Below are 26914 nucleotides of genomic sequence, written 5' to 3' on the forward strand. Positions count from 1 at the left end.
CAGGTGCAGCGTAATTCCTGAGACCTGCACTGTACCTGTGGGAGCTGGCTTGCCTGCGATGGGCTGCAAAGCAGCCCCAAAAATGTCAGACGGTGCTACGGACCTCAGGCCGAACAGCATCCACTCCCACCTCATCATGCAACGATATCCGCGAAGTCTCCGGCAACGCCAACCCGCCCACCAACGCCACCAGCGCAATCACCACCAGGTAGAACGCTGGCGCCAGGCTGCTGCCGGTCTGCCCGATCAGCCAGGTCGCCACCAGCGGCGCGGTCCCGCCAAACAGCGTATAGGCCACGTTGTAGGTAATCGCCGAAGCGGTATAGCGGGTTCGGGTAGGGAAGCTTTCCGACAGCAGCGCCGCGGTCACCACGCCACTGCACAGCGCCCCCACCGCCAGCAGGATCACCCCGATCAGTGCGCCGGACATCGAGCCCGAGCTGGCCAGCCAGTACGCCGGGAACACGCACAGCATCACCCACAGGCAGGTAAAGCCGATGGTCTTGCGCCGCCCCACGCGGTCCGAGAACGCCCCGGCCAGCGGGCAGCCAACGGCGGCGAACAACAGCGCCACGGTGGTCACCAGCAGCGATTGCGCGCGGGTCAGGTTGCCCACCAGTTGCAGGTAAGTGGCGAAGTAGGTGGTGAACATGTAGAACGACAGCGCGGTCAGCGAGATGAACGCGCCCAGGTTGCGAATGACCCGGCCATGATTGCGCAGGGTTTCCTTGAGCGGCGAATGCTCGTGCTGCTTACCCTGGGCGACGGCTTGGCGAAATGCCGGGGTTTCTTCCATGCGCCAGCGCAGGTACAAGCCAACCAGCCCCAGCGGTGCGGCGATCAGGAACGGAACGCGCCAGCCCCAGGCATTCATTGCTTCGGCCGACAGGCTGGCCTCCAGGCCATAGGCAATTACCGCGGCGCAGGCGAAGGCGGAAAAGGTCGAGACCGGCACGAAGCTGCCATAGAAGGCACGTTTGTCGCTGGGTGCGTGCTCCATCAGGTAGGCGCAGGCCCCGGCGTACTCGCCACCGGCAGAAAAGCCTTGCAGGCAACGCGCCAGGGTCAGCAGCGCAGGGGCGGCCAGGCCGATGCTGGCGTAGGTGGGCAGCAGGCCGATCAGGGTGGTGGAGCCTGCCATCAACAGAATGGTCAGCGACAGGATGCGCTTGCGCCCCAGGCGGTCGCCCAGCGCGCCGAACACGATCCCGCCCAGCGGGCGCAGGGCAAAGGCCACGGCAAACACCGCAAAGGTCTTGAGCAAGGCCACGCTGCTGTCTTCGCTGGCAAAGAACTGGCTGGCGATCAGCGTGGCGAGAAAGCCATAGACGGCAAAGTCGAACCATTCGACGAAGTTGCCGATGGCCGAGGCGGCAATCACCCGGCGCAGGGTGGCGGGGGATACCTCATGTGGTGCGGACATGCGGGAGCTCTCCGGTTCCATTGGCAGCCATGATGAACGTGGCGCGGTCGGGCCGCGCCATCATTGTTGTGCTTGCCAGTAGATCGCCAGGCGGCGCAGGGCGCTTTGTCGAGGGCGACCTCGGGATACCTGATTCAACCGCTGTGGCGGTTTACAGCCGGCCCACTTTCCAGGGGGCGTACTCCAGTTCACTGTAACCCTTGGCCTGGCCGTGCGCGTCGGTGCTGAAGCCAGGCAGCTGGCTCAGGTTCAGCGCCATGCAGCGGCTGTTCAGTTCGGCCTGCAGTTTGCCATCGAGGCGGAAATCATCTGGCCGGTTCGGGTGGGGGTAAATCTGTACCAGGCAGCCCTGGACGTTGCCCTGTGCGTTTGCTTCGTAGTAGAGCGAGGCCCTGCCAATGCTGTCTACCGGCTGGTCGCGGAACAGGTGCTGCCAGAAGAATTCGCGCTGTGCATTGGCCTGGCGCCTTGCGGTGTCGGGTGCCTGGGCGTAGGAAGGCAGCACCACGAACAGCGGGGCACGTACTTCCACCGTGCCGTCCTCGTCGCGCATCGACTTGGGCACCACGGGGTAGATGGTCTTCCAGCACTGCGCCTCGACCATGCTGGCCAACGCCTTGAAGTCCGAGCGGACAAGGTCGGCAGGCAATACCGTTTCGTATTTCATCGGTGGCTTGCTGGCTTTGCAACTGGTGGGCGCGGAGTTCTGGTCGAGTTTGACATTCAGCATGACCACGCCGATCTGCTTGCCGGTATCGGCTGTGGCAATGCCCAGTCTCAAGACGTTTTGCATGTCGCTGACGAATGTCTGTCGCGCCTGTTTGTCCTCCTCGGAGGCAGGCCGGTGCTGGCAACCTGTTAAAGCTATGAGTGCGGTAGCTGCAATTGCCGCCGGCAACGATCTGAACACAGATACTTCCTTGATGTGATGGAGCCGGCCTACATGCCGGCGTTGTTGAGAATCAATATTATCACTCAAACTGCCGGATGTTTTTGTGTAGTTGTTGTGGAGAATCGGGGGGAGCCTGAAACCTGCAAAGGTAACCTGTGGGAGCGGGCGTGCCCGCGAACACCGGCGCAGCCGGTGCCATGCACCGCGTTGGATTCTTCGCGGCGGTTCGACGCCTCGACGCGCCCGCTCCCACAGGGTACGCGGTGCGCCCGGCATCGGTTCTCTGCGCGACAGCGCAGCCCAATGGGCTGGGCAATCTCCCACAGGGAGCCGCGCCTGCGCTTAGAAATGCATGTCCAGGGCCAGCTCGAAGGTGCGCGGTGGCCCCATGTAGTACTGGCTGTTGTAGGCCTGCTTGGCATACACCTCGTCGGTCAGGTTGCGCACCCGCCCGGTCAGCGTGGTGTGTTCATCCAGGCGGTAGCGGGCGAACGCGCCGAACAGGGTGTAGGCCGGGGCCTTGAGGCTGTTGGCGTTGTCGGCATACACCGAGCCCACGTAGCGCCCATCCGCGCCCACCGACCAGGCCGGTGACAAGCTGTAGGTCAGCCACAGGTTGGCGACATTGGCCGGCACGTTGGTCGGTGCATTGCCCTTGCGGGACACCGACACGCCGTTGACCGCTTCGTTGAACTCATCGTATTGCGCATCGACGTAGGCGTAGTTGGCTTCGGCCAGCAACTTCGGGGTTACCTGCAGGCGCCCGGACAGTTCGACCCCGCGTGAGGTCTGCTGCCCGGCCTGGACCGTGAGGTTGGCGTCGTTCGAGTCACGCACGGCAAAGTCCTTGCGCACGATCTGGTACAGCGCCAGCGTGGCCGCACCGCGCCCGTCGAGGAAGTCGAACTTGCTGCCCACCTCCCATTGCTCGCCCTTGGACAGGTCGAACAGCCCCACATTGGAGTAGGTCGCTGCCGCCAGCGAACCGGCAGGCAGGTCGGCGGAGGTGCTGTACTGCGCATACAGGCTGGCCGAAGGCGTCAGCGCATAGGTCAGGCCGATGCGCCCGGACAGCGGTTCCCAGCGCCGCTCGAAATAGGCCGGTGAGGTGGGTGTCACTGCGCCGTAGTTGGTGACTTCCATGTCCAGGTAGTCGTAGCGCAAGGCGGTGAGCAGGGCCAGGCGTTCGGTGAGTTGCAGGCGGTTTTCGGCAAATAGCGCACGGTTGCTCACCTCGTGGCGGCGTTGCTTGGTCAGGCCGGCGTTCACGCCCGGGATGTCATCGAAGCTGCCGGGCTCGAAGTGATCGGCATCGACCACATCGCTCCAGCTGCCCGAGGTGGGGTAGAGGGTCTGGCGCATGCGCGAGTATTCCAGCCCCAGCGACCATTGGCTGGCCAGGCCGAACAACTGGTTGTCGTGGCGCAGCTCGATGCGGTCGCCCAGCAAGTTCTGGTCGTGGCGTTGCAGGTAAGGGCTGCTGCGTTGCACCTGGCCATTGCCGGTGTAGGCGTAGCGTTCAAGGTTGCGGTAGTCGCGCTGGGCGCTGTACTGGTACAGCGTGTTCTGCACGCTGGTGCTATCGCTGACCTGGTAGTCGAGGATCGAGCGCAGCCAGCGTACCCGTTGCTCATAGCGGCCGTCAGCGACGTTGTAGTTTTCGAAGCGGCGGCTTTTGTCGATTTTCATGGTGCTGCGCCCGGGTAGGATCGGCGAGCCCCAGTAGGGGCTGTCTTCGCGGTCTTCCTGGTACTCCAGCGCCAGGGTGTGGGTGAGGTTGGGGGCCAGGTCGCTGAGCAGCGAAAAAGCCAGGCTGTCGGTGTGCCGTTCGTTGCGGTCGACGTAGCCGTTGCCGTGCCCACGGCTGAAGTCCAGGCGCATGAAATGGCGGGCATCGGCGGGGTTGCTGGCCAGTGCCTGGTTGATACCGAACGCCACCTCGCTGTCGTCGAAACTGCCATAGCGTATGCGCCCGTCAATGATCTGCTGGTCGCGGCTGGCGAGCTTGGTGATGTAGTTGATCGAGCCGCCCACTGCGCCTGCGCCATGCAGGAACGAGGAGGGCCCGCCAATCAGCTCGACGCGGTCGAGCACCCAGGCATCCACGGGCCGGGTAGCACTGCTGTAGCCCAGGTTGATGCCGTTGTACAACTGGGTGACCTGGTTCTGGGTGAAGCCGCGGTAGGCGACGAAGCCGCCAAAACCCGGGTTGGCCGAGGCATTCACCCCGGTCATGGCGTTGACCACGTCCTGGCTGTCCTTGGCACCGCGCTCCTCGATCAGGCGGCGGTCCGAAACACTGACCGAGGCAGGTGTTTCTCGCGCCGTGAGGCCCAGGCGCGAGCCGGTGCGGATCGGCTCGTCCAGTTGTACGCCGGTGGCGGCGTCGCGCTCGCCGTCGATGGTGGTGGCGCCCAGTTCCACGGGGGCGTTTTCAGCGCAGGCGAAGCTGCAGGTGCCCATCAGGAGCACCAGGGAGGTTTTGCGAAGCATGTTGGTGTGTCTTCCACGCAAAGGTCATGGCTGACGGCGAGCGCGCACGCAGGCGCGCCCGGCTGAGGTCAGGCGAAATGAAGTACGGCTGCGGGGAAGACGCTGGGGGAGGCGCGGGGGTTGAGGGCGGGGCGTTGATAGCGCGGTGGCGGCTGCGCCCAGCTGCGCACCACAATGGGCGAGCTGGCCACGGCCTGCGACGGGGTGAACGACCAGCCGCCGCTGCTCAGTGGTACCGCCAGGCCGAACGAGGAGCACACCGGGCAGTCGAGCTGGGCCATGTGCTGGTCACCACCCGCGCCGTCCAGGTCGATGGCCACGCCGTGCTCGCTGTTGACCGAGCAGAAGCCACCTTCCAGCCCGGCCAGGCGCAGGCCGCCCATCTGGCCATGGTGCAGGCCGCACAGCAACAGGCTGAACAGGACGCTGGCATAGAGCGTCCAGGCCGTCAGTGCGCGTGTATGGCGGGTGGTTTTCATGGCGGGGAATCTACCATTCGGATGAACGGTCGGGTAGTGCTTTTACTTCGGGATTTTGGGGCTGCGTTGCAGCCCGTCGCGACACAAGGCCGCTCCTACAGGATCGCGTCACATTGCGGCTGTCGCGATAGGGGCGCAAAGCGCCCCCAAGGTCTGTCAGGCCGCCCGCTCCAGCACATCCAGCAAATCGACAAACTCCATCGCCAGTTTGTGCCGTGGCGCCAGGTGTACCAACGGCACCGACGCCTGATGCGATTCACGCATCTTGATCGAACTGCTCAGGTACACCGGCAGCACGGGCAAACCTTCGCTGCGCAACTGCTCGACCAGGGTCTGGTGCAGGGCGGTGCGCCCGGCAAACTGGTTGACCACTACGCCCTCCACTTGCAGCGCCGGGTTGTGGTCCTGGCGCAGTTCTTCGACCTCGGCCATGACACTGTGCAGGGCCTGGCGCGAGAAGCTGTCGCAGTCAAACGGGATAAGCAGGCGCTCGGCCGCCACCAGCGCGCTGAAGGTGTAGAAATTGAGTGCTGGCGGGGTGTCGATGTAGATGCGCTCGTAGTCCTCACCAAGCTCCACCAGCAGCTTGCGCAGTTTGTTGATCTTGAACTTGCTCTCCAGCTTGCTTTGCAGGTCGCTGAGGTCGGGGCTGGCGGTGACCAGGTGCAGGTTGCTGTAGCGGGTTTCGGTGATTGCCACGCGGTGCTTCTTGCCGGCGGCGGTGACCGGCGACAAGGTCTGGCGGAAGAAATCGGCGATGCCGGCCGGAATGGCGTCGTTGACCAGACCGGTCAGGTAGTAGGTGGCATTGGCCTGCGGGTCGAGGTCGACCAGCAAGGTGCGGTAGCCCTCGGCGGCACTGGCGGCGGCGAGGTTGCAGGCGATGCTGGATTTACCGACGCCACCTTTCTGATTGAAGACCACACGACGCATGAGACGCTCATCCATGAAGAGAAAATGTCAGGTTGGGGTCAATCCTATGACGGCAACACGACAGTTTTATGACAAGCATTGTTACAACTGCAGGTTTCATACTTGCCTGTGCCGGCCTCTTCGCGGGCTTGCCCGCTCCCACAGGTACTGCACAGGTTTCGAACCTTGGGCAGAACCCTGTGGGAGCGGGCAAGCCCGCGAAGAGGCCGGCACAGACGAAAAAGACGCTCAAGCAACCACCAGCCGGTTGCGCCCCTCCTGCTTGGCCCGGTAAAGCGCCCGGTCAGCCTCGCCCAACACTTGCGCAGGCTCACCCCCAGCCTCGCCATCCCAGCGCGCCACCCCCAGCGAAATGGTCACCCCACCTACAGGCTCCACCGGCGTATCCTGAACCGTGACGCGCAGCCGCTCGGCCACTGCCGCCGCCGCCTCCAGGCTGGCCCCCGGCAACAGCATCAAGAACTCCTCGCCACCGGTGCGGCACAGCAGGTCACCCTCGCGGCAACAACGGCGCATCAGCTCTGCCAGCTTTCGCAGCACCTGGTCACCAACGTCGTGCCCATGGTTGTCATTGACTCGCTTGAAATGGTCGATGTCCAGCGCAATGGCGGCAAAGGCTCGCCGTTCGGCTTCCAGTAACGACAGGCTGAGCTCCATGCTGCGGCGGTTGCCGAGACCGGTCAGCGGGTCGGTCTGGGCGTCGCGGTTGAGCCGGCCGATGCGTTCCTGCAGCAGGTTCAGCCCGAACAGCAGGGCGCGCTTGAGTTCGGCGGCCTCGAAGTACCAGGCCCGCACGCGATGCAAGCGCTCGGCGGTGCCTGCGTGGTCCATCGAGCGGGCGCCGGCCGCCAGCTGCCACAGTGGCCGGGCGATGGTCATGGCCAGCCACCACAGCAGCAGGCAGCCCACCAGCGCCAGGGGCGCAGACGTGCCTACCACGTTGAGCACCAGGTGGCTCAGTGGCGTTACCGTCTGTGCCAGCGGCTGCTGCGCCACCACGCCCCAGCCGGCGCTGGGGACGGTGGCGAAGCCGGCGAGCATCTCCACACCCTGGCTGTTGATCAGTTGTCGGGTGCCGCTGTCCAGGGTCGCCAACTGGTCAACCAGCGTATTGCCGGTCACCACCGTGCCCACCCGCTGGCTGTCGGGGTGGTACAGCAGGCGGCGGTTGCGGTCGACCACATACAGGTACGAACCGTCCTTGTAGAAGTGCTCGCCCAGCAGGCTGTTGAGGATGTTGCGCTCACGCAGGTACAGGCTGCCGCCGACATACCCCAGGTAGCGGCCACTGCTATCAAAAATGGGTTGTGACAGCGCCACCACCAGGTTGTCGGCAGCTGACACGTAGGGTGTGGACACCAACCGACGACGCTCGCGCAGCGCCTCCTGAACGCCGGGGGACTGCATGCGGCTGCCAACCAGGTGCCGCAGTGGGGCGGGGGAAATTGCCAGCAGTACGCCGTCGGCATCGAGCACGAACGTGGAGTTGAAGGCCATGCTCTGGCCCAGTACACGGTCAGTCTCCGCCTGCATGGCCTGGGCATCAGCCAGTTGTCGGCCCTGTACACCCGCGCTGAACGAAAGTTGTTGAAGCGCGTTACCGATAAAGGTTTCGGTGATGGCTGCCAGCTTCGCAGCATATACCCGGTTGGCTTCCAGCGAGTGGTCGATCAACAACTGGCGCTGCACCCGGTAGCTGGCAAAGTAGCTGGCGCACAGCATGACCAACGCAGTTAGGGCGCAGAGCACCAGAATGAGTGTGCGCAGATCCAGGCGCAATCCGTGCTTGGCGTGTGGCAATCCTGACCTCGAGGTAGCGGATAAAGGCTACGAAATGGGAATAACCTTGCGTGACGCGTTCAAGAACCTGCCTTTTCCAGCGCATCGAGTTCGTCTTCGACCTGTTGCATGCGCTGCTCGACCAAGGCCTGCACCTTTGCGTCGCGTGCTGTTTCGCGCATCAGGGCCGTGAGTTTTTCGCTCAGGCGCTTGCCGGCTTCGGTGTTTTCCAGGGCGCGCGCCTTGGCCGGGTCCTGGGTGGCAGCAACGATGGTGGCGAACTCGTCATCGCTGAAGTTCTTTTCGCTGTACAGCCGGAACAGGTCCTGGCGCTGGTCCTCGACGGTCAGGTACTTGCGCAGTACATCCTGGATGGTGGCCTGTGACAGCTGCGGGTGGGTACGGCCAAGCAATGCGGCCATGCGCTCGATGTTGTGCGTATAGGCGTCCTGCAGCGGAAGCTGGGCAAGGATCTGCTCTTCACGGGAGGGCTTCTGGTCACAGGCGGTGAGGGCGGCAGTCAGCAGCAACGGCAACAGCAACTTCTGGAAGCAAGGCATGGCGTGGCCTGGTCGGGCATTGAAGACGGCCGATTATACCGATCTGCGCCTGGCCAGGCGCAGCTTTATGATTTGCCTTGTGCGGCGTGCTGGGGTAGAACCGTGGCCTCCAACCACTGCCAGCAGCCCCATGCCGAACTGGACCCTGCAACCTGTGGCGCGCGCCGCCATTGCCGAAGTCGTCGCATTTGTCGACAGCGCTCGCCGCGAACTGTTCCCGATGCTTGCCCAGGCGCCATTGCCGCGCGACCTTGCGCACTTTGCCGACGCCTACCTGGACGGTGCGGGATGCTTTCTTGAAGCCCGTGATGAAGGGCGGCTGGTCGCGGTGATCGGTTACCTGCCCTATGATCACCGTTTTGCCCAGCTTGATTACCGTGCTGAGCAGGTTGTCGAGGTGGTCCGCTTGTTCGTGCTGCCGGCCTACCGTAGGCATGGCCTGGCTGGCGCGCTGTTCGCTGCCTTGCGCGAGCGGGCGGAACAGGCGGGTATCGGCTGCCTGTACCTGCATACGCATCCGTTTCTGCCGGGTGCGATTGCGTTCTGGGAGCGGCAAGGGTTCATGGTGGTGGATGTCGAACAAGACCCGGTCTGGCAGACCACGCACATGCAACTGCAATTACGCTGATTTGTGGGGTGTTTGGCAATGTCAGTTCCGAGCTGGCGCTGACGTTTGCCGAGGTGGTGGCGATGATGAGTGAGCAGGAGCGGGCGGAGTGGGGGCTGCTGCCTGCTGGCAGTTCGGTTGCCTGAAAGATCCTGGGGCCGCTTCGCGGCCCTTTCGCGACACAAGGCCGCTCCTACAGGGATCGCGCAACCCGGTCTGTCAGAACCCACCCGACAACGGCCACTCCACGGCCAACCGTATCTGGTCGCCGTCCAGTTCCGCCTGCGCCGTGTTCCCCCGGTGTACGTTATGCCGCACCGAGAACGTCGTCCCCTTGGCCTTGCCGCTCTGCACCACGTAGCGCGCCTCGAGGTCTCGCTCCCAATGCTTGCCGCCCTTGCCATACCCCAGGTACGCATACCCACCATTGGGGTCGACATGTGTGCCGTCGATATCGAACCCGCGCACGTACAACGCCGTCAGGTTCAGCCCCGGTACCCCATAAGCCCCCATGTTCAGGTCGTAACGTGCCTGCCATGATTTCTCGTTCGGTGCGTTGAAGTCCGACATCTGCACGGCGTTGGCAATGAAAATGGCCCCGCGCGTCACGTAGTCGAACGGGGTGTTGCCGTCTACCTGTTGCCAGCCCAGGCTGAAACCGTGCGGCCCCTGGTTGTAGCGCGAGACCAGGCTCCAGGTGGTGTTGTCGATGCGCCCGGACAGCGCCTTGCCGGTATCGGTGGTGCGGTACAGGTTTAGGTCCAGGCTGAGGCTGCGACGGTCATCCAGCGCATGGCTGAGGGTGCTGCCCAGGTAGTGCTGGTTCCAGCTGTCCTCGTAGCGCGAGGTGTACAGGCTGCCGCTGAAGGCGGCGCCGGGGTTCCAGACCACGCCGGCCAGGTCGAAGCTGTTGCCCTGCTTGCCGTTGGAGTAGTTCACCACGAACCCCTGGTCGTGGCTGGAGGCATTGCGGTCGGCGTTTTCGTTGAAGTGCCCGGCCACCAGCTTGAGCGTGTCGAATTCGTTGCTGGTGAGGAAAAAGCCGGTTGCCGTCTCGGGCAGCAGGCGGCTGTCGGAGGAGCTGAACACTGGGGTTTTGACCCGTTGCTCGCCATAGGACAGCACGGTGTTGGACACCCGCAGTTTCAGTGCCGCGCCGGCACGGCTGTATTCGTTTTTCGGGTGCCCGTCGTTATCCACGCCCAGCAAGCGCGCTTTGCCTGCACGCCCGCCGCCACTGTCGAGTTGTACGCCCAGATAGGCGTGGGCATCGACACCCACACCGATCAGGCCTTGGGTAAAGCCAGACTGCAAGGTACCCATCAAACCGTAGGCCCATTCCTCAGCCTTGCCGCTGCGTTCGCTGCGCGGCTTGTAGGCATTTCTCGCAGCGCCGTTGCGCCCGCCATGCTTGTAGTCACGCTGGTCGAACACGCTGCGGTTGAGCACGCTCCAGCTGCTGTCTTCGACCAGACCGTTGCTTTGCGACTGGGCAGAGTCGGCCAGGGCAAAGGGTGCCACCCCCAGCAGTGGCAGTGCCAACAAGCGCCAGCTCATTGCCCAGCCCCTAGCTTGTGCAACTGCTCGGCAAAGCGGGCTTTGGCCCTGGCGGGCAGGCTGGGCGGCAACTCGGCAGCCGGCGCATCACCCACCTGGATCACCATCACCATGCCCATTGCCAGGTGCGGAATGCACTGGATGCCATACACGCCTGGTACGTTGAAGGTCTGCTCGAACGGCTGGTTCAACTTGCTCTTGAATGGCTCGGCCCCGCTGGGCAGCAGGCCGCTCACGCTGGCCGCATTGTGCCCGCTCTGGGTGGGCAGAAAGCGCACGGTGTCGCCGGGGGCAATGCGCAGGTGGTCCGGCTCGTACACCATCGCACCCGCGCTACCGCGGTTGAGCATTTTCACTTCATGCACCTCGGCCAGTGCGGCAGGTGTAAGCAGGGCGCTGGCAAGCAGCAGGGCGGCAGGGCGCAACAGCATGTGTGGAACTTCCTGGTTCAGGGGGCGCGAAAGCGCAGGATGCGCGCGCCGTCGAAAGGGTCGGTGAGGTAATGCGCATGCACGCCGAAAGTGCTCAGCAGGCGCTCGGGGGTGAGGACGTCAAGCGGTTTGCCCAGGGCCACCAGGCGGCCCTTGTCGAGCACTGCAAGGCGGTCGCAGGTGAGCGCCTGGTTGAGGTCGTGCAGGGCCACCAGGGTGGTCACCGGCAGCGTTTGAACCTGTTGCAGCAGGCTGAGCTGATGCTGGATGTCCAGGTGGTTGGTCGGCTCGTCCAGCAGCAGTACCTGCGGGCGCTGCGCCAGGGCACGGGCGATGTGCACGCGCTGGCGCTCGCCACCCGACAGCGAACCCCACAGGCGTGTGCGCAGGTGCAGGGCGTCGAGGTCGGCGAGCGCTTGCTCGACGATGGCGCGGTCTTGTACGCAGAACGGCGTCAACGCTGAAAGCCAGGGCGTACGGCCCAGGGCAACGGCGTCAAACACGCTGATTGCATCGAGTGTATCGGCTTGTTGCTCGACCAGCGCCAAGGCCTGGGCAATGCGGCGGCGGGGCATTTTCGCCAGCGGCTCGCCAAGCAGCTGCACACTGCCACTGGCTGGCTTGCGCAACCCGGCCAGCACCTTGAGCAAGGACGATTTGCCCGACCCGTTGGGGCCGACGATGCCCAGTGTTTCACCCGCAACAACGCTCAACCCGATGTCACAGAGCACGGTGCTGTCGGCCAGTTTCAAGCCCAGGCCCTGGCAACTCAAGGGCGGCAATTGTACTGCCGTCATGACGGTCATGGGCGCCCCCGGCGGCTGACCAGGATCAGCGCGAACACTGGCGCACCGATCAGCGCGGTGACCACGCCCACAGGGATCACCTGGCCGGTGATCAAGGTGCGCGAAAGCATGTCGGCGGCAATCAGGAACAGCGCGCCGCCCAATGCGCTGGCGGGCAGCAGGCGGCTGTGGCCGGGGCCCAGCAGCAGGCGCAGGGCATGGGGAATCACCAGCCCGACAAAACCAATGGCGCCAACGATCGAGACCATCACGGCCGTCACCAGCGCCGCGCAGCTGATCAGCAGCAGCTGGGTGCGCCGCACCGCAATGCCCAGCGACGCAGCCGAATCGGTGCCGAAGGTAAAGGCATCCAGCGCGCGGCGGTGCAACAGGCACACCACCAGCCCGAACAGTGCCACCGGCACGGCCAGCCACACCGACGGCCAGCGCACGCCGCTGAGGTTGCCCATCAGCCAGAACAGGATGCCGCGGGCCTGCTCGGCGGTGGCCGACTTGGTGATGAGAAAGGCGGTAAGCGCGTTGAACAGTTGCGAGCCGGCGATGCCGGCGAGGATCACCTGGGCGTTGTTGCTGCCTGGCCCGGCTGCGCGGGCCAGCACCAGCACCAGCGCGAATGCACCCAAGGCCCCGATGAAGGCCCCGGCAGACATGCTCAACGTCAGGCTGCCCAGCCCCAGCAGGCCGACCAGCACGGCGCCGGTGGAGGCGCCGGCGGATAGCCCCAGCAAGTAAGGCTCGGCCAGCGGGTTGCGCAGCAGCGCCTGAAGGATCACCCCGCAAGTGGCCAATCCGGCACCGCAAGCGGCGGCAACCAGAGTGCGGGTAAGGCGGTAGTTCCAGACGATGCCGGCGTCGATCGGGTCTACCGGATAGCCAGCCTGCCACAGGTGATTGGCCAACACCTGGCCGACCACGCTGGGGGACAGGTTGGTCTCGCCGATGGCGGTGCCGGCCAGCAGGGCGGCCAGCAGTGCCGCCAGGGCGAGTGCCATGTAAGGTAGCAGGCGAATCATCACTGGGCCGCTTTACCGCTGGCGAAGGCCGTGGACAACGTTTGCAGGCCGCTGAACAGGCGGATGCCGGCCTGCATGGCGTCGGCGTCGAGGACGATGATGCGGTTGTGCTTTACCGCGTCCATGTTGCGGGTTACCGGGTCACTGCGCAGGAATTCCAGCTTTTTCTGGTAGTCGTCGGCGGGGAAGCGGCGGCGGTCCATGCGGGCGATGATCAGCCAGGTGGGGTTGGCCTTGGCCAGGGTTTCCCAGCCTACGGTGGGCCATTCCTCGGTGGATTCGACCACGTTGCGTACGCCCAGGGTGCGCAGCATGAAGTCGGCAACGCCCTGGCGGCCGGCCACGTAAGGGTCGATGTCCAGGTCGGCGCTGGAGAACCAGAACAGTGCCGATGTGGCGGACAGGTCTTTGCCGGCAAGCTGTGCCTTGGCGCCGTCCAGGCGGCCTTTGAGCTCGGCATTCAGGGCGCTGCCGCGGTCCTGCACATCGAAGATCTCGGCCAGATGGCTGACGCTTTTGTAGATGCTGCCTACCTGAAATGCTTGCAAGCGCGTACCGTCGGCGCCGACCAGGTTGTCCTTGCCTTCGCAGTCCGACGGCAGCAGGTAGGTGGGTATCTTCAGTTCGTCGAACTGCTCGCGGGTAGCGACCACGCCCTGTGCGCCAACCATCCACTCGAACTGCACCGCCACCAGTTGCGGTCGCTTGCCGACTACGGCTTCGAAACTGGGGTCGTTGTCGGCCAGGCGCGGCACCTTGTCGTTTTGCGCCTTGTATTCGGGCAATACGTTGTTGAACCACAACGAGGTGCCTGCCAGTTTGTCACCCAGGCCCAGCGCGTAGAGCATTTCGGTGCCGGCCTGGCCGATGGTGACGGCGCGTTGCGGCGCCTGGGCGAAGGTTTGTGGCTTGCCGCAGTTTTCGACCGTAAGCGGGTAGTGGGTGGCAGCGGCCTGGGCCATGCCGGTAAGGCCAAGGCCGGCGAGCAGGGTGGCGAAACGGGGTAGCATGTTGAGCGATCTCCTATCGGACAGTTCGGGTGAGGAACGCACGGACAGGCATCGCCGCGCCCCGCCGTTGGCAGGGGCAACACAGATGGCCAATCCCGGACACCCCGCCGGTTGGTGAATGTATGCCGGCAGGTCTCCTGACTGGTGCGTCATGGCCCGGCTCCGGCCTTCCCGGGCAATTGCGCCCAGTGGCATCGATGGAGCAGGCTCGGCACCTACAGTTGCGGGGGCAGTTCCGTTTGGCCCGTGTTGGCGGGCCTGGGATTCCCTATTAATTCCGTGGTGGAAACCGGCGGCCCGCATCTTAGACGCCTTCGGCTTCAAGCTTCAAGCTTCAAGCTTCAAGCTTCAAGCTTCAAGCAGAAGCCAGCTGGCGTACGCTCCCCCTCTTGCAGCTTGCAGCTTGCAGCTAGAAGTATTTCAGCCAGCTGATGTCGCGGCGGCGCGCCTTCAGGCGGGCGAACCAGCGCACTGGCAGGTAGAGCGAAGCGGCCAGCAGCAGGGCACCCAGCCACACCGAGGCGATGCTGTCGAAGCCGAAATAGTCACCCTGGTTGAGCCCCAGCAGTGCCACGCTGGCCAGGTACAGCAGCTTCAGTACATACAGGTGCAACAGGTAGAAGAACATCGGCGCTGCACCAAACACCGCCAGTGCGCTGATCCAGCGTGCCTGGCCGGCGCGCTCGAAGGCGCGCAGCAACAGCAGGCCGCAGCCGAGGGTCAGGGCGAGGAACAGCAGGGATGGCGGGTATTTGGTGATGTTGAAGAAGCTCATCACGGTTTGCGTGAAGGTTGGGTAGCCACTCCACGGCGCCTCGCCATAGCCGTTGAGCATGCGCAGCACGACAAAGCCCAGCAATGCAATCAGCCCGGCCAGCAGCAAGCGATGCTGGCGTTGGCCTGCCTCGCTGCCACGGGCGAACCAGGGGCCCAGGCCGTAGCCCAGGGCGATGACGCCGATCCACGGCAGCACCGGGTAAGACGTGCGCAGGCGCAGGGTGTCGGAAAACTCCAGCCAGCCACGGTCATGCAGGATCGCCCATGGCACGTGCAGGCTCGACTCCACGCCAAAGTGCAGGCCATCGAGCAGGTTGTGCCCGGCGACGATGACGGCGCCCAGGGCGAGCAGGGCGGCGCGTGGCAGCCATACCAGCAGCGACAGCGCGATCATGCTGATGCCGATGGCCCAGATGACTTGCAGGTAGATCACGCTGGGCGGCAGCTGGAAGGTCCAGGCGAAGTTGACCAGGGTGAACTCCAGCGCTACCAGGAACAGCCCGCGCTTGAACAGGAACGCCGAAACGTCGCCACGGCCCTGGTACTTCTCGCCGTACAGCCAGGCCGACAGGCCGGTCAGCAGGACGAACACCGGTGCGCACAGGTGGGCCAGGGTGCGGCTGACGAACAGCGACGGCTCGGTGGTGTCGATGCTCATCGGGTCGCTGACCTGGCGGTGCAGGAAGAACGTTTCGCGGACGTGGTCCAGAAGCATGAACAGGATCACCAGGCCGCGCAGGGCGTCGATGCTCTGCAGGCGTTGGGTGAGCAGGGTGGGGGTGGCGCTGGCGCTTGTCATGGAGGGTCGCTGATAAGAATGGATGTCAAGTGAAACGTTATCTTATAACTAATTGGTTATCTGTTGGTAGAGGTTTTTGTGTTGCGGGAGCGGGCCTCTTCGCGGGCACGCCCGCTCCCACAGGTACACCACGGCTTTCAATGGCTGCGATATCCCTGTGGGAGCGGGCGAGCCCGCGAAGAGGCCAGTGCAGGCGAGCTCAGATCAGAAGCTGTAGTCCACCGTCGCAAAGTACGACCGAGGCATCCCCATCAACCACTGCTGCCCACTGAACGCCGACTGCACATACTCACGGTCGAACAGGTTGTTCAACTGCAACCCCAGCCGCACATCCGGCAACACCTGCCAGGCAACATTGGCATCCACCACGGTGTACCCGGGCGCGCTCTGGGTATTGGCAGTGTCGGCAAAACGCTCATCCACATAACGGGCACCAATCCCGGCCTGCACCTGCTGCCCAAAGCCTTTGCTCAGCCACAGGTTGGCAGTGCGCCGTGGCACATTGGCCGGCCGGTTGCCCGCGCGGTCCTGCGCCACGCCGCCGACCATTTCGTCGAAGTTGTCATACCGGGCGCGCACCAGCGATGCGTTGGCCGACACCTGCCATTGGTGTGGCAACGCCAGTTCCAGGGTCGCCTCAAGGCCGTCGGAGGTCTGCTGCCCAGCCTGCTGTTTTTCGTGGGTGAGCGGGTCGTCCACCAACAGCTTCTTCTTGACGATGTGGTAGGCCGCCAACGTCCATTCCCCACGGCCTTCCCAGAAGCGTTGCTTCACGCCTGCCTCGGTCTGCTTCGCTTCGGTCAGGTCGTAGTGCATCTGGCTCGGGCTGAGGCTGATGAGGTTGTTCACCCCTTCCTCGCTGGTGGAGTACTGGCCGTACAGCGACAGGTCGTCGCTAAGCGCATACACCAGCCCGACGCGCCAGTTGCCGCCTTGCAGGCTGTGGTCGCTGCGGCTGCCATCGACCAGATTGTCGCGGTCGATGTGGTTCTGGTCGCGGCGCACGCCTGTGACCAACGACAGCTTGTCGCTCAGCTGCAGGTGGTTCTCGGCGAACAAGGCGAAGGTGTGGGTGGTAGACAAGGTTTGCGGGCGCAGTGGCGAGGCACTGTGGAACCAGCCGGGTTGCGGTTGCCACGGGTCGATGTAGTCGCCGCCCACGTCGTTGTAGGGTGCGTTGCTGTCCACGTTGAAACGCACCTTGTTGTACTCGGCGCCGACCACGGTCTTGCTGGCCAGGCCGAACAGCGTGTGGTCGAAAGTGAAGGTCTGGCGGTCGCCGAACTGTTCCTGGTTGTGCTTGATTTCCAGGTAGCTGCCGCGCAGCAACTGCTGGCGCTCGGCGTCCCAGTCATAGTTCTCGGCGTTGCGCCAGTGGCGGCGGCTCTTGATGTAGTACAGCTGGTTGCTGGCGCTGAGGTGGTCGTTCAGCGTCCAGTCGGTGTTCAGCCGGGTCCACTCATCGACGTAGTGCTGCACGTCGTTCTGCACGTTGTAGTTTTTCTTGCGCAGGCTGCTGCGGTAGTGGCCGTCGATCAGCGGGGTGCCGTAGTAGTTGGCCGGGTCCGCATCGCCACGGTCGTGGGCCAGTGTGAAACTGAGGTTGTCACTGGCATCGAAGCGCAGCGCGGCGCTCACGGCCAGGCTGCGCGAAGGGGTGCGGTCGACCCAGCCGTTACCCGCCTGCTGGTTCAGGGTCAGGCGGTAGCTAAGGCGCTCGCTGAGGCTACCGCCGCTGTCCAGGCCCAGCTGCTGGCGGTCCCACGAGCCGTAGCCCAGGCGCAGGTGGTTACGCACTTCACCCGTTAACGGTTTTTTCGGGATTACGTTGACCACCGCACCGGTGGCGCCTTCGCCATGCAGCACCGAAGCCGGACCGCGAATGACATCGATGCGCTCGACCATCCACGGGTCGACCGGGAAGGTCTGGGTGCCGGCGCCGGTGTACAGGCGTGCGCCGTCGAACAGCGTCATCACCGAGCTGTGCCCGGCAAAACCGCGCGCAGAGAGGCCTGTGCCGCCGTCGCCCGGGGAGCCGACAAAGGTGATGCCCGGCGAGCGGGTTACTGCATCCTGCACCGTGAGGTTGTTGCGTTGCTGGATCTGTTCGGCGCTGATGCTGCTGGTACTGGCTGGCGTTTCCAGGGCACTCAGGCCGAGACGCGAACCGGCCTGGGTTGGCGTGGCCAGGTCGATGCCCTGGTTGTCGAGGGTGTCAGTAATGGCCGTGGAGGGCAGGGCCAGGGGCTGCGGGGTCTGGTCTTCAGCCAAGGCTGGCAGGGCGACGGCCAGGCAGGCCGCCAGGGGGTGAAGCTTGAACATACGGGACATGTCGTTCCATTGCTGCAGGAATGAATGGATCCCGGTGGAAAACACGCAAAGGCGTACCGTACAGGCAAGCGCGTGCACGGATACCGGCCTGCGCCCGCCCACCGCGGGTTGCCAAGTGGAGCTTCAGGCCGGTCTCCGGGCTTGCGAGGGGCATGAAACCTTCACCTTCCCATGCACGTGCACAGTGGTATCTCGAAGGGTTCGCTCGCTTACCGTTGCGGGGGCAGCGCCGGACTTGTCGTGGGCAACACGACGCACCGGCTTCCCGTTTCACCTTGCGCACGGCGGCGCAGGGCACCTGAAACTGGCGCGCATCAGACCATTGAAACAGTGGGGCGTCAAATACGCAGTAGAGCAGGCCAGGCCCTTTCGCGGGCTTGCCCGCTCCCACAGGTACTGCACAGACTTCGAAATCTGTGCAGTACCTGTGGGAGCGGGCAAGCCCGCGAAGAGGCCGAACCTGCCTTGGAGGGTTAGCGCCCGCGCCGCCGCGACACCCGCGCTTCGATATTCTTGCGCCCGATCAGCAGCGGTGGTTTCTCCACCACCGGCTCATCCGCCAGCCATTTGTACATCACCAGGCAGTCCACCAGCCCCAGGCGCGCATGACGATAGGCCCTGGGCAAGCGGCCGACCGTCTCGAAGCCCAGCTTGTGCCACAGTGCCACCGCCACTTCATTGCTGGCCACCACCGAGTTGAACTGCAGGGCCAGAAAGCCCTCCTGGCGTGCCAGCTTTTGCGAGTGCTCGCACATCAGCCGCGCCACGCCTCGGCCACGTGCCTGTTGGCAGACCATGTAGCCGCAATTGCCCACATGCGCACCAGGCCCGGCGGCATTGGCCTTGAGGTAATACGAACCCAGCAACTCGCCATCCTCTTCGGCCACCAGCGTGTGCAAAGGCAGCTCCAGCCACAACTGGCGCGCTTGTTCGAAGGTCAGGGCGGGGTCGTACGCGTAGGTTTCGCGGGCCTGGACGACGCCCTGGAAGGTGGGCCAGAAGCGTTCGAAGTCTTCGGGCGCCATGTGACGGATATGGATCATGCGGGTTCCTGCAAGGGCTGGGCCGCCCAGTCTGTGGTGCACGGCGCCGTCGCGCAAGGGCGGCGACGCCGTTTGTGCTCAGCCGTTGGCCTTGCCCACAGCGTCCATGGCCCGTGCCGAGTAGACCAGCGCGGCACCGGCGTTCATCGCCACCGCCACACCGAGTGCCTCGGCAATTTCCTCGCGGCTGGCGCCGTGTTTCACCGCCTGCTGCGAATGCACGGCGATGCAGCCGTCGCAGCGGGTGGTCACGGCAACTGCCAGTGAGATCAGCTCACGGGTCTTGGCGTCCAGGTGGTTGGTCTTGGCCCCTGCACCGCTGGCAGTCATGTAGCCGGCAACGGTGTCGGGGGAGAGTTGCTTGAGATCGCCGATGCCGGCCATCAACTGCTTACGGTAGGCGTCCCAGTCCATCATGCTCATCGTCTTCACCTTGGGGGGGTTGCGAGTGGAGCTTTCAGGCTAGTCGAAGCGCGGGACGTGTGAGGCTTGTACTTTGGTGGGTGTACGCAGGCCAATGGTACAAGGGCCTGCATTGGTCGGTCAGATATAGATGAACACCAGCACCAACGCTGCAACCACCGCCCACTTTTCCAGGTAGTAGCGCATGCGGTTGCGCTTTTTCATCGCTTTGCCACGCTCGCGGATCTTGTAGATGCGGGTGAACAGGCGGTTGATACCGCCGGTCTTGTCGCCGGCATCGTTAGGCGCGGCAGCGGCGGCCATGACGTTGCGGCTGAACCAGCGGTTGAAGGCGGTTGCCCAGCGGTACTTGAGCGGGCGCTCGACGTCACAGAACAGGATGATGCGGTTGTGTTCGGTGGTGTTGGCGGCGTAGTGGATGTAGGTTTCGTCGAAGATCACACCCTCGCCATCGCGCCACGAATACTTCTCGCCGTCCACGTCGATGTAGCAACCGTCGTCGTTTGGCGTGTCCAGGCCCAGGTGATAACGATACGAGCCGGCATAGGGGTCGCGGTGACGTACCAGCTTGGCGCCCGGTGGCAGGGTGGCGAACATGGCGGCCTTGACCGTGCCGATGCCTTGCAGCAGTTCGGTGGTGCGTGGGCACAGGGCCATCGCCGACGGGTGGCTTTCGCCGTACCATTTCAGGTAGAAGCGCTTCCAGCCGGTCTTGAAGAACGAGTTGAAACCGACGTCGTCATAGTTGTCGGACTTCTTGATTTCGCCCACGTTCAGCAGTTGGCGGCCTTCCTCGCGGATTTCCTGCCAGTGGTCCTGCAGCGGCTTCAGTTCAGGGAAGGCCTCGACCGGCAGGTAAGGCTTGGCCGGGAGCCTGGAAAACAGGTACAGGAAGCTGTTGACCGGGGCCAGGAAGCTGGAGTGGTCACCCAGCTGGCGGGACAGCTTGTGACGAACCCGACCGCGTAGGTGAACATAGGCGATCGAGAGGGCGAAAATAAGTACGAGTGCAATTTTCATGGACGTTTACTTGTCGAAAAATGGCCATGCGCCATGGCATAAGCCCGCCAGCATAAACAATCGTGGGGGTACTTTGTACTTATTGTTACGAAACGGTGGGGCGACATTGGTGTAATGCCCTACAGTCATGCGCAAACGTTTCATGTCAGGGAAATTGTATGGTTCAGGATACTCGCCCCAGCGGTAGCCCGTTCAAACGGCTGTTCTTCGCCTTGCCGGTCAGCGATGCCCAGCGGCGTGCCCTGGCCCAGTGGCGACGGGGCCTGAACCTGCGCAGCGGCAAACCGGTGCCGGCGGCCAACTTCCATGTCACGCTGCTGTTCCTTGGCGATGTGGATGCTGCCCAGCTACCGGCGATCTGCGCGGCGGTCGACCAATTGGCACTGCCGGCCACGGCACCAAGGCTGTTGCTCGACCGTTTGCAGGTGTGGCAGCGGGCCAGCGCCCTGGTGCTGGAGGCACAACAGGTGCCGCCGGCCCTGTTGCAGCTGGTTTACGGGTTGCAGCAGGCATTGCTGCCGTTGGGGGTGGAGGCGGCCAACCGTGAGTATCGGCCGCATCTGACGCTGTCCAGGGATTACCGCGGGCAACCGCCCGAGGCCACTAGCGCGCCGGACTTCTACCTCACTGTGCGCCACTTCACGCTCTACGAGTCGCGCAAGGGCGCTTACTGGCCCTTGGCGCAGTGGCCACTGGCAGACTGACCGTCAGAATGCCGGGGTGTACTTGACCGTCAGCATGAAGTTGCGTGGGTCGCCATAGTTGTTGCTCCCATCGAGCTGGCTATACAGGAAGGCGGCTTTGACGATTGCTGGCAAGCCGTCCAGTGCCTGATCGATGGCCACCAGTGCCTCGATCAGCAGCAGTTGCTCCTCTGCCGAGGGCGCTACGGCCTCTGGCAGCCGCGCCAGGTGTTCCAGATAGGCTTGCTCCAGCTGGCGGCGGCGATAGCGGTCGAAGATCAGCCGGCGAGCGATGATGGTGAGGTAGGCGCGCGGCTGCTGAATGCTGTCTGGGTCGACACGCGCACCGAGCATCTGGCAGAACGTTTCGGCGGCAGTGTCCTCGGCGTCGGCGTGGTTGCGCAGGCGTTTGTGGATGTGCTGGAGCAACCAGCGATGGTGGTCGCTGAAGAAAAAAGCCCAGTTTACGGCTCGATATGCTGTCCAACGCCTGGCTTCCGGTTGTGAGTGTGAATCGTTCTCAATGGTAGCCGGGTCGTCTGATTCCCTGCAACGGGCCACCCAATTAAACCGGCAGGCTCTGATACGGCAGTTCATCCCCCGGGCTGCGCTCGAACTGGCGCTTGTACTCGCGGCTGAACTGCGATGTGCTCTGGTAGCCCACCCGGTGTGCCGCCTGTGCCACCCCCAGGCCTTCGCCGATCAGCATCTGCTGCGCCTTCAGTAGCCGCAAGCGCTTGAGGTACTGCATCGGCGCCATGTCGGTGCAGCGCTTGAAGTGCTCATGAAAGGTCGAAACGCTCATGTTGGCCCGTGCGGCCAGTGCTTCAACGCTCAGCGGCTCGGCGTAGTGCTCACGCAGGTGGGCGAGGGCAGCGCCGATACGGGCGAAGTGCCCCTGTTGCTCCACCAGTGCCAGCAATACACCGGCCTGCGGGCCGCGTAGCGCGGTATACAGCACCTCGCGTACACGCGCCGGGCCCAGCACCTTGGCGTCCAGCGGGTGCTGCAAGCACTGCAGCAGCCGTTCAACGCTGTCGCGCATGGGGGCATCCAGTGCTGCCGAGGTCATCGACTGCGGTGTTTGTGCCTGCACTGCAGCTTCTGGCGCCAGGTCCATGCTCTGCACCAGTTCAGCCAGCACGCCACGGTCGATGTCAACTGCCACGCCCAGCAATGGCGCGTCAGGAGTGGCGAAGGTTTCGCACATGAATGGCACCGACAAGGCCTGCACCAGGTAATGCCCGGCGCCGTATTCCAGGGTGCGCGGCCCCAGGCGCGCCAGTTTGCTGCCCTGGGCCAGGATCATCAGGCTGGGCTCGTAGATCTGCGGGCTGCTGGCTACATAGTGGTCCCAGCTCAGCACCTGCACCTGGGGCAGGTGCGTGGGGACGAAGCCTGGGCGCGTGGCGAGGCTGCGGATTAGCGCGCAAAGCGGCGCATTGGCGTCGACGTGGCGGGTCAGTTGCATGGTGAACCAGGTGGCAGAGAATCAGACAGCTTAATCATCGCAGATTGGCGGCCGGGTGCCAGGCGCTGGGTGGCATGTTCGGAGAATCAGGCATGGATGCCGGAGAATCAGCCGTGGGCGTAACGCGGTTGGGCGCGCAGAATGCGCCGCCTGAATCGTTTCACTTCACAGCGAGGCCCTGCATGTACACCGCGATCGGTTACGCCGCCCAAACCCCCACCAGCCCCTTGGCCCCCATGACCTTCGAGCGCCGCAGCCCGCGCCCGGACGATGTCGCCATCGAGATCCTCTACTGCGGCGTGTGCCACTCCGACATCCACCAGGCACGTAACGAATGGGGCATTGCCGTGTATCCGCTGATGCCTGGCCACGAGATCATCGGCCGGGTCACGGCGGTGGGCGACCAGGTCACCGGGCACAAGGTCGGTGACCTGGTCGGTGTCGGCTGCATGGTCGATTCGTGCCGCCACTGCGAGGCCTGCGCCAAGGACCTGGAGCAGTACTGCCTGGAAGGCCCGACCATGACCTACGCCACCCCGGACCGGGTCGACGGCAGCAACACCATGGGCGGTTACTCCAGCAGCATCGTGGTCAGCGAGCACTTCGTGCTGCGCATCCCGGCCGGCATGGACCTGCCCAGCGCCGCGCCTATCCTGTGCGCCGGCATTACCACCTATTCGCCGCTCAAGCACCATGGTGTGGGCCCGGGCCACAAGGTCGGCATCCTCGGCATGGGCGGCCTGGGCCACATGGGCATCAAGCTGGCCAAGGCCTTGGGTGCCGAAGTGACCTTGTTCACCCGTTCGCAGGCCAAGGCCGAGGAAGCCCGTCGCCAGGGGGCTGACCATGTGATCGTGTCCACCGATGCCGAACAGATGCGTGCTGCTGCCGGCCGATTCGATTTCCTGCTCGACACCATCCCGGTGCAGCACGACCTCAACCCGTACCTGGAAACGCTGAAGTTCGATGGCGTGCACATCCTGGTCGGCCTGATCGAACCGATCGACCCGCCAGTGCATGCGGCCAACCTGCTGATGAAGCGCCGGGTGCTGGCGGGGTCGTTGATCGGGGGCATTGCCGAGACCCAGGAAGTGCTGGACTTCTGTGCCGAGCACGGCATCCGTTGCGATATCGAACTGCTGGACATTCGCAATATCAACCAGGCGTATGAGCGGATGATTGCCGGTGATGTGAAGTACCGGTTCGTGATCGACATGGCCACGCTTCAGGGCTGATTGATCGGTTGCCTGTACCGGCCTCTTCGCGGGCTTGCCCGCTCCCACAGTTACTGCACCGCTTTCGAAGTTGCTGCGGCCCCTGTGGGAGCGGGCAAGCCCGCGAAGAGGCCGGTACAGACAGCAAAGTTGCTGGACCTTTTACCAGGCCATCGCCTTGTCCCAGCCCTTCCAGAACAACCACCGCCGCACTTCGCCATGCGCCCCGCTGCCAATCTGCCACTCAGGCCGCCCGCTCCCCAGTGCAATCACCGACACGACCCCTGCATGGCTCGCCGCTACCAGCGTTTGCCCATCGGCGCTGATGTCCATGGCACTGATGGTCGACCCCAGGTAATGCTGCCAATGCTCGGTGCCGTCCTCGCCAAACGCCCTCAGGTAGCCGTAGGCGTCACCCACGATGTACTCGCCATCGCGCGCCACACCGGCATACACCCGTGCGCCATCCTGCACCAGCGGAGTACGCGGGTCCTGGCTGTAGTAGTCGGTGTACAACCCGGGCAAGTCCGCCACGCTTACCGCCAGCGTGGCCCCGCCGTAGAAGTGGCAGGCATTGAGGATCAATTGGTCACCGGCACTGTTGAACAGCGCAAAGTGGGGGTACTCGCTGCCGGGACCGATTTCAGCCACAAGCCTGTACTGGTCGTCCAGTACCAGGTGCCGGCTGCCTTGCTCACCCACCACGATCAGGCAGCCGTCCGCCGACACTGCACCATGCTCCATGCTCAGCCCCAGGCTGATGTCTTCCGGCTCGGTACCTTCGGCCAGCTCATCCAGTACCCGCGTTTGATGCGGCAGAAGGCGAATTGCGCCCTCGGCGGTCAGTACGAAAATACCTTCGGCGCTCACCAGCAACACCCGCTGGCCGTCCGGGAAGGGGATCAGCGCGGTCGGCGGGGGCGGCAGGTCGAATGGCTCGAACGGGTACCCCGCTGGCAACCCTTCCAACCCGGTGGGCCAGGCCAGGCGCTGCACCTGCGGGCCGCCCCAGCCATCGGTCACACGCACGCCCTCGGCATTGGCCAGGGCAAAGTAGCGGCGGGCCGGGCAACGGCCAAAGTGCTCGATGCCGATAACCGGGGTTACACCATGGTGGTCGATACGCACGACCTGGCCCTTGTCGCCGGGCATGCCGATGCGGGCCAGCAGGCTGCCATCGTCCAGCAGCAGGACCTTGCTGATGCCCTGGCCGTGGTCATCGAGCAACGGTATCAAGGGGTGATGTGCAGGTGGCCAGGCCTCGCGGAAGGCCTGGCGTTGCTGTTCGTCGGCGCCAGGGCGATTGGCTGCCTGCAGGGCTGCCAGCCAGGCGTCGAGCAGGTGCCCGGTGGCGGGTACTTGCGGCTCTTCGAGGTTGTCCCAGCCTTGCGCACGGCCTTGCGCGACATAGTCGTTGACGGCCTGGGCATAGGCGGTTACCGCCTGCCGCCACTGTTGCTGGGGGTGCTGCTTGTCCATGAGCGAATCGGGCTCCTTGTTGCACACGCGTTTCAAGCAAAGCGCGCATGGTACTCCTTCTGCCTGCCTCGCGGTTGTGAGGCTCTGGCTTGACGCGTACCATGCCGGGCATTCCTATCAATAACAAAGCGCACATCGGCAGCCCTGCAAGCGGGTGGCTGGCGTGCGACCTGTTGCCTTGCCTGCGGAGAAGCAGTTTCCAGCCATGAACGGACCCATACCCACCCATGTACCACCCACCACGGGCACTGGTAGCTGGCTGAGCGTCATCGCCCTGGCCCTGGCGGCTTTTATCTTCAATACCACCGAGTTCGTTCCGGTGGCGCTATTGAGTGATATTGGCCGCAGCTTCGACATGACCACCGCCCAGGTCGGCCTGATGCTGACCATCTATGCCTGGGTGGTGGCACTGGCTTCGCTGCCGATGATGCTGCTGACCCGCAACATCGAACGGCGGCGCCTGCTGTTGTTCGTGTTCCTGGTGTTCATTGTCAGCCACTTGCTGTCGTGGCTGTCGCAGAGCTTTGCCATGTTGCTGGTCAGCCGTATCGGCATAGCCTTGTCGCATGCGGTGTTCTGGGCGATCACCGCCTCGCTGGCAGTGCGTGTGGCGCCACCCGGGCAGCAGGCCAAGGCGCTGGGCTTGCTGGCCACCGGCACCACCCTGGCCATGGTCCTGGGCATTCCGCTGGGGCGTGTGGTGGGCGAAGCGTTGGGCTGGCGCATCACGTTCCTGAGTATTGCCGGCGTGGCATTGGCCACCATGCTGTGCCTGATGAAGTCGCTGCCACTGCTGCCCAGCCAGAACTCCGGCTCGCTGCGCAGCCTGCCGATCCTGTTCAAGCGCCCGGCGCTGGTCATTACCTATGTGCTGGTGACGCTGGTGATTACCGCGCAGTTCACCGCCTACAGCTACATCGAGCCGTTCGCCCTGCACGTGGCGAAGATCGGCGGTGAGCGCACCACGCTGCTGCTGTTGCTGTTTGGGGGCGCCGGGGTATTTGGTTCGTTGCTGTTCAGCCGCTACAGCGACCGCTTCCCCCATGGTTTCCTGGTGGGCTCGATCGGCCTATTGGCGCTGTGCCTGCTGTTGCTGCTGCCGCTGTCGGGCAACTTCTATGCGTTCGCGGTGCTGAGCATGTTCTGGGGCGTGGCGATTCTCAGCTTCAGCCTGTCGTTGCAGTCCAAGACCTTGAAGCTGGCATCCGATGCCACCGACGTGGCCATGGCGTTGTTCTCGGGCATTTACAACATTGGTATTGGCGGTGGTGCGCTGCTGGGCAGTATCGTCAGCAGCCAGATGAACGTGGCGGATATCGGCCTGGTGGGCGGTAGCGTGGCGGTGGTCGGGTTGTTGCTGGCGGTGGCCAGTACCCGGCGCTTCCGTGAGGCACTGGGTGGCGGCCTCAAGGCCTCTGAATGACAGTGCCGGCCTCTTCGCGGGTAAACCCGCTCCCACAGGTTATGCATCGCACTTGAGGATGATGCAGTACCTGTGGCGGCCTCTTCGCGGGCAAGCCCGCTCCCACAGGTTATGCATCGCACTTGAGGATGATGCAGTACCTGTGGCGGCCTCTTCGCGGGCAAGCCCGCTCCCACAGGTTATGCATCGCACTTGAGGATGATGCAGTACCTGTGGCGGCCTCTTCGCGGGCAAGCCCGCTCCCACAGGTTATGCATCGCACTTGAGG

23 protein-coding genes, 1 pseudogene and 2 riboswitches are annotated in these 26914 nt (G+C 64.1%); of the genes and pseudogenes, 4 read left to right on the forward strand and 20 right to left on the reverse strand.

All coding sequences use genetic code 11. The annotated features are described in order from the left end of the window. Positions 1-85 precede the first annotated feature (85 nt). The 7 genes from ACIQUI_RS18095 to ACIQUI_RS18125 form a co-directional block, all read right to left on the reverse strand. Positions 86-1423: an MFS transporter gene (locus ACIQUI_RS18095; RefSeq protein ID WP_403201102.1), complete on the reverse strand. Its 1338-nt coding sequence runs from the start codon at positions 1421-1423 to the stop codon at positions 86-88. A gap of 151 nt (positions 1424-1574) precedes the next feature. Further along, complete coding sequence (locus tag ACIQUI_RS18100) at positions 1575-2216, reverse strand: hypothetical protein (RefSeq protein WP_403201104.1); 642 nt, start codon at positions 2214-2216, stop codon at positions 1575-1577. Between the two features lie 441 nt (positions 2217-2657). Then, the gene (locus ACIQUI_RS18105; RefSeq protein WP_403201105.1) at positions 2658-4808 is read right to left on the reverse strand and encodes a TonB-dependent receptor; all 2151 of its coding nucleotides are present in this window, start codon (positions 4806-4808) and stop codon (positions 2658-2660) included. A 68-nt stretch (positions 4809-4876) separates the two neighbouring features. Further along, positions 4877-5287: a DUF2946 family protein gene (locus tag ACIQUI_RS18110; RefSeq protein ID WP_403201107.1), complete on the reverse strand. Its 411-nt coding sequence runs from the start codon at positions 5285-5287 to the stop codon at positions 4877-4879. A 156-nt stretch (positions 5288-5443) separates the two neighbouring features. After that, positions 5444-6220: a ParA family protein gene (locus ACIQUI_RS18115; RefSeq protein ID WP_258656372.1), complete on the reverse strand. Its 777-nt coding sequence runs from the start codon at positions 6218-6220 to the stop codon at positions 5444-5446. A 228-nt stretch (positions 6221-6448) separates the two neighbouring features. After that, on the reverse strand, positions 6449-8020 hold the full coding sequence (locus ACIQUI_RS18120) for a diguanylate cyclase (RefSeq protein WP_403201111.1): 1572 nt from the start codon (positions 8018-8020) through the stop codon (positions 6449-6451). Between the two features lie 59 nt (positions 8021-8079). Continuing rightward, positions 8080-8559 carry a hypothetical protein gene (locus ACIQUI_RS18125; RefSeq protein ID WP_403201114.1) on the reverse strand — a complete coding sequence of 160 codons (480 nt, stop codon included), beginning with the start codon at positions 8557-8559 and terminating at the stop codon, positions 8080-8082. Positions 8560-8689: 130 nt separating this feature from the next. Here ACIQUI_RS18125 and ACIQUI_RS18130 point away from each other — a divergent pair, with 130 nt between their 5' ends. Beyond that, positions 8690-9187: a GNAT family N-acetyltransferase gene (locus ACIQUI_RS18130; protein ID WP_403201117.1), complete on the forward strand. Its 498-nt coding sequence runs from the start codon at positions 8690-8692 to the stop codon at positions 9185-9187. Positions 9188-9385: 198 nt separating this feature from the next. Here ACIQUI_RS18130 and ACIQUI_RS18135 read toward each other — a convergent pair whose 3' ends face one another. The 10 genes from ACIQUI_RS18135 to lpxO form a co-directional block, all read right to left on the reverse strand. Next, a complete protein-coding gene (locus tag ACIQUI_RS18135) occupies positions 9386-10723 on the reverse strand; it encodes an OprD family porin (RefSeq protein ID WP_403201120.1) in 1338 nt (445 codons plus the stop codon). Then, positions 10720-11154, reverse strand: a complete 435-nt coding sequence (locus tag ACIQUI_RS18140; RefSeq protein WP_403201123.1) for a pseudoazurin — start codon at positions 11152-11154, stop codon at positions 10720-10722. Before ACIQUI_RS18140 ends, ACIQUI_RS18135 begins: the two co-directional genes overlap by 4 nt. Before the next feature lie 17 nt (positions 11155-11171). After that, on the reverse strand, positions 11172-11960 hold the full coding sequence (locus ACIQUI_RS18145; RefSeq protein WP_403201125.1) for an ABC transporter ATP-binding protein: 789 nt from the start codon (positions 11958-11960) through the stop codon (positions 11172-11174). Beyond that, positions 11957-12973, reverse strand: a complete 1017-nt coding sequence (locus ACIQUI_RS18150) for a FecCD family ABC transporter permease (protein WP_403201128.1) — start codon at positions 12971-12973, stop codon at positions 11957-11959. Before ACIQUI_RS18150 ends, ACIQUI_RS18145 begins: the two co-directional genes overlap by 4 nt. Continuing rightward, positions 12973-13983, reverse strand: a complete 1011-nt coding sequence (locus ACIQUI_RS18155; protein ID WP_403201131.1) for an ABC transporter substrate-binding protein — start codon at positions 13981-13983, stop codon at positions 12973-12975. Before ACIQUI_RS18155 ends, ACIQUI_RS18150 begins: the two co-directional genes overlap by 1 nt. Before the next feature lie 109 nt (positions 13984-14092). Further along, positions 14093-14292, reverse strand: a riboswitch (cobalamin riboswitch). A 100-nt stretch (positions 14293-14392) separates the two neighbouring features. After that, complete coding sequence (locus ACIQUI_RS18160) at positions 14393-15559, reverse strand: DUF1624 domain-containing protein (protein WP_403201134.1); 1167 nt, start codon at positions 15557-15559, stop codon at positions 14393-14395. Positions 15560-15763: 204 nt separating this feature from the next. After that, entirely contained in the window at positions 15764-17890 is a 2127-nt protein-coding gene (locus tag ACIQUI_RS18165) for a TonB-dependent receptor (RefSeq protein ID WP_403201136.1), read from the reverse strand. 108 nt (positions 17891-17998) lie between these two features. After that, positions 17999-18207, reverse strand: a riboswitch (cobalamin riboswitch). A 156-nt stretch (positions 18208-18363) separates the two neighbouring features. Further along, complete coding sequence (locus ACIQUI_RS18170) at positions 18364-18933, reverse strand: GNAT family N-acetyltransferase (protein ID WP_403201138.1); 570 nt, start codon at positions 18931-18933, stop codon at positions 18364-18366. Between the two features lie 78 nt (positions 18934-19011). Further along, the gene (locus ACIQUI_RS18175) at positions 19012-19356 is read right to left on the reverse strand and encodes a carboxymuconolactone decarboxylase family protein (protein WP_013973174.1); all 345 of its coding nucleotides are present in this window, start codon (positions 19354-19356) and stop codon (positions 19012-19014) included. Positions 19357-19476: 120 nt separating this feature from the next. Further along, positions 19477-20376, reverse strand: coding sequence for a lipid A hydroxylase LpxO (gene lpxO / locus ACIQUI_RS18180; RefSeq protein ID WP_403201140.1), 900 nt, complete (start codon positions 20374-20376; stop codon positions 19477-19479). Positions 20377-20534: 158 nt separating this feature from the next. On the opposite strand from lpxO, the gene thpR reads away from it, so the two are divergent. Beyond that, positions 20535-21080 (forward strand): RNA 2',3'-cyclic phosphodiesterase, encoded by a 546-nt coding sequence (thpR, locus tag ACIQUI_RS18185; protein WP_403201142.1) that lies wholly within the window; start codon positions 20535-20537, stop codon positions 21078-21080. A 48-nt stretch (positions 21081-21128) separates the two neighbouring features. Here thpR and ACIQUI_RS18190 read toward each other — a convergent pair. Further along, positions 21129-21546: pseudogene (locus tag ACIQUI_RS18190) on the reverse strand (sigma factor); the annotation flags it as partial. Positions 21547-21624: 78 nt separating this feature from the next. Further along, positions 21625-22530: an AraC family transcriptional regulator N-terminal domain-containing protein gene (locus tag ACIQUI_RS18195; protein ID WP_403201145.1), complete on the reverse strand. Its 906-nt coding sequence runs from the start codon at positions 22528-22530 to the stop codon at positions 21625-21627. A gap of 182 nt (positions 22531-22712) precedes the next feature. Here ACIQUI_RS18195 and calA point away from each other — a divergent pair, with 182 nt between their 5' ends. Further along, positions 22713-23765: a vanillin reductase gene (gene calA, locus ACIQUI_RS18200; protein WP_403201147.1), complete on the forward strand. Its 1053-nt coding sequence runs from the start codon at positions 22713-22715 to the stop codon at positions 23763-23765. A gap of 141 nt (positions 23766-23906) precedes the next feature. Here calA and ACIQUI_RS18205 read toward each other — a convergent pair whose 3' ends face one another. Further along, a complete protein-coding gene (locus ACIQUI_RS18205) occupies positions 23907-25223 on the reverse strand; it encodes a hypothetical protein (RefSeq protein ID WP_403201149.1) in 1317 nt (438 codons plus the stop codon). A gap of 205 nt (positions 25224-25428) precedes the next feature. Between ACIQUI_RS18205 and ACIQUI_RS18210 the strand changes: the two genes are divergently transcribed. Then, entirely contained in the window at positions 25429-26646 is a 1218-nt protein-coding gene (locus tag ACIQUI_RS18210) for a sugar transporter (protein ID WP_403201152.1), read from the forward strand. The last annotated feature ends 268 nt before the right edge of the window (positions 26647-26914 follow it).

The organism is Pseudomonas sp. NPDC090592 (assembly GCF_044769185.1).
GTDB lineage: Bacteria > Pseudomonadota > Gammaproteobacteria > Pseudomonadales > Pseudomonadaceae > Aquipseudomonas.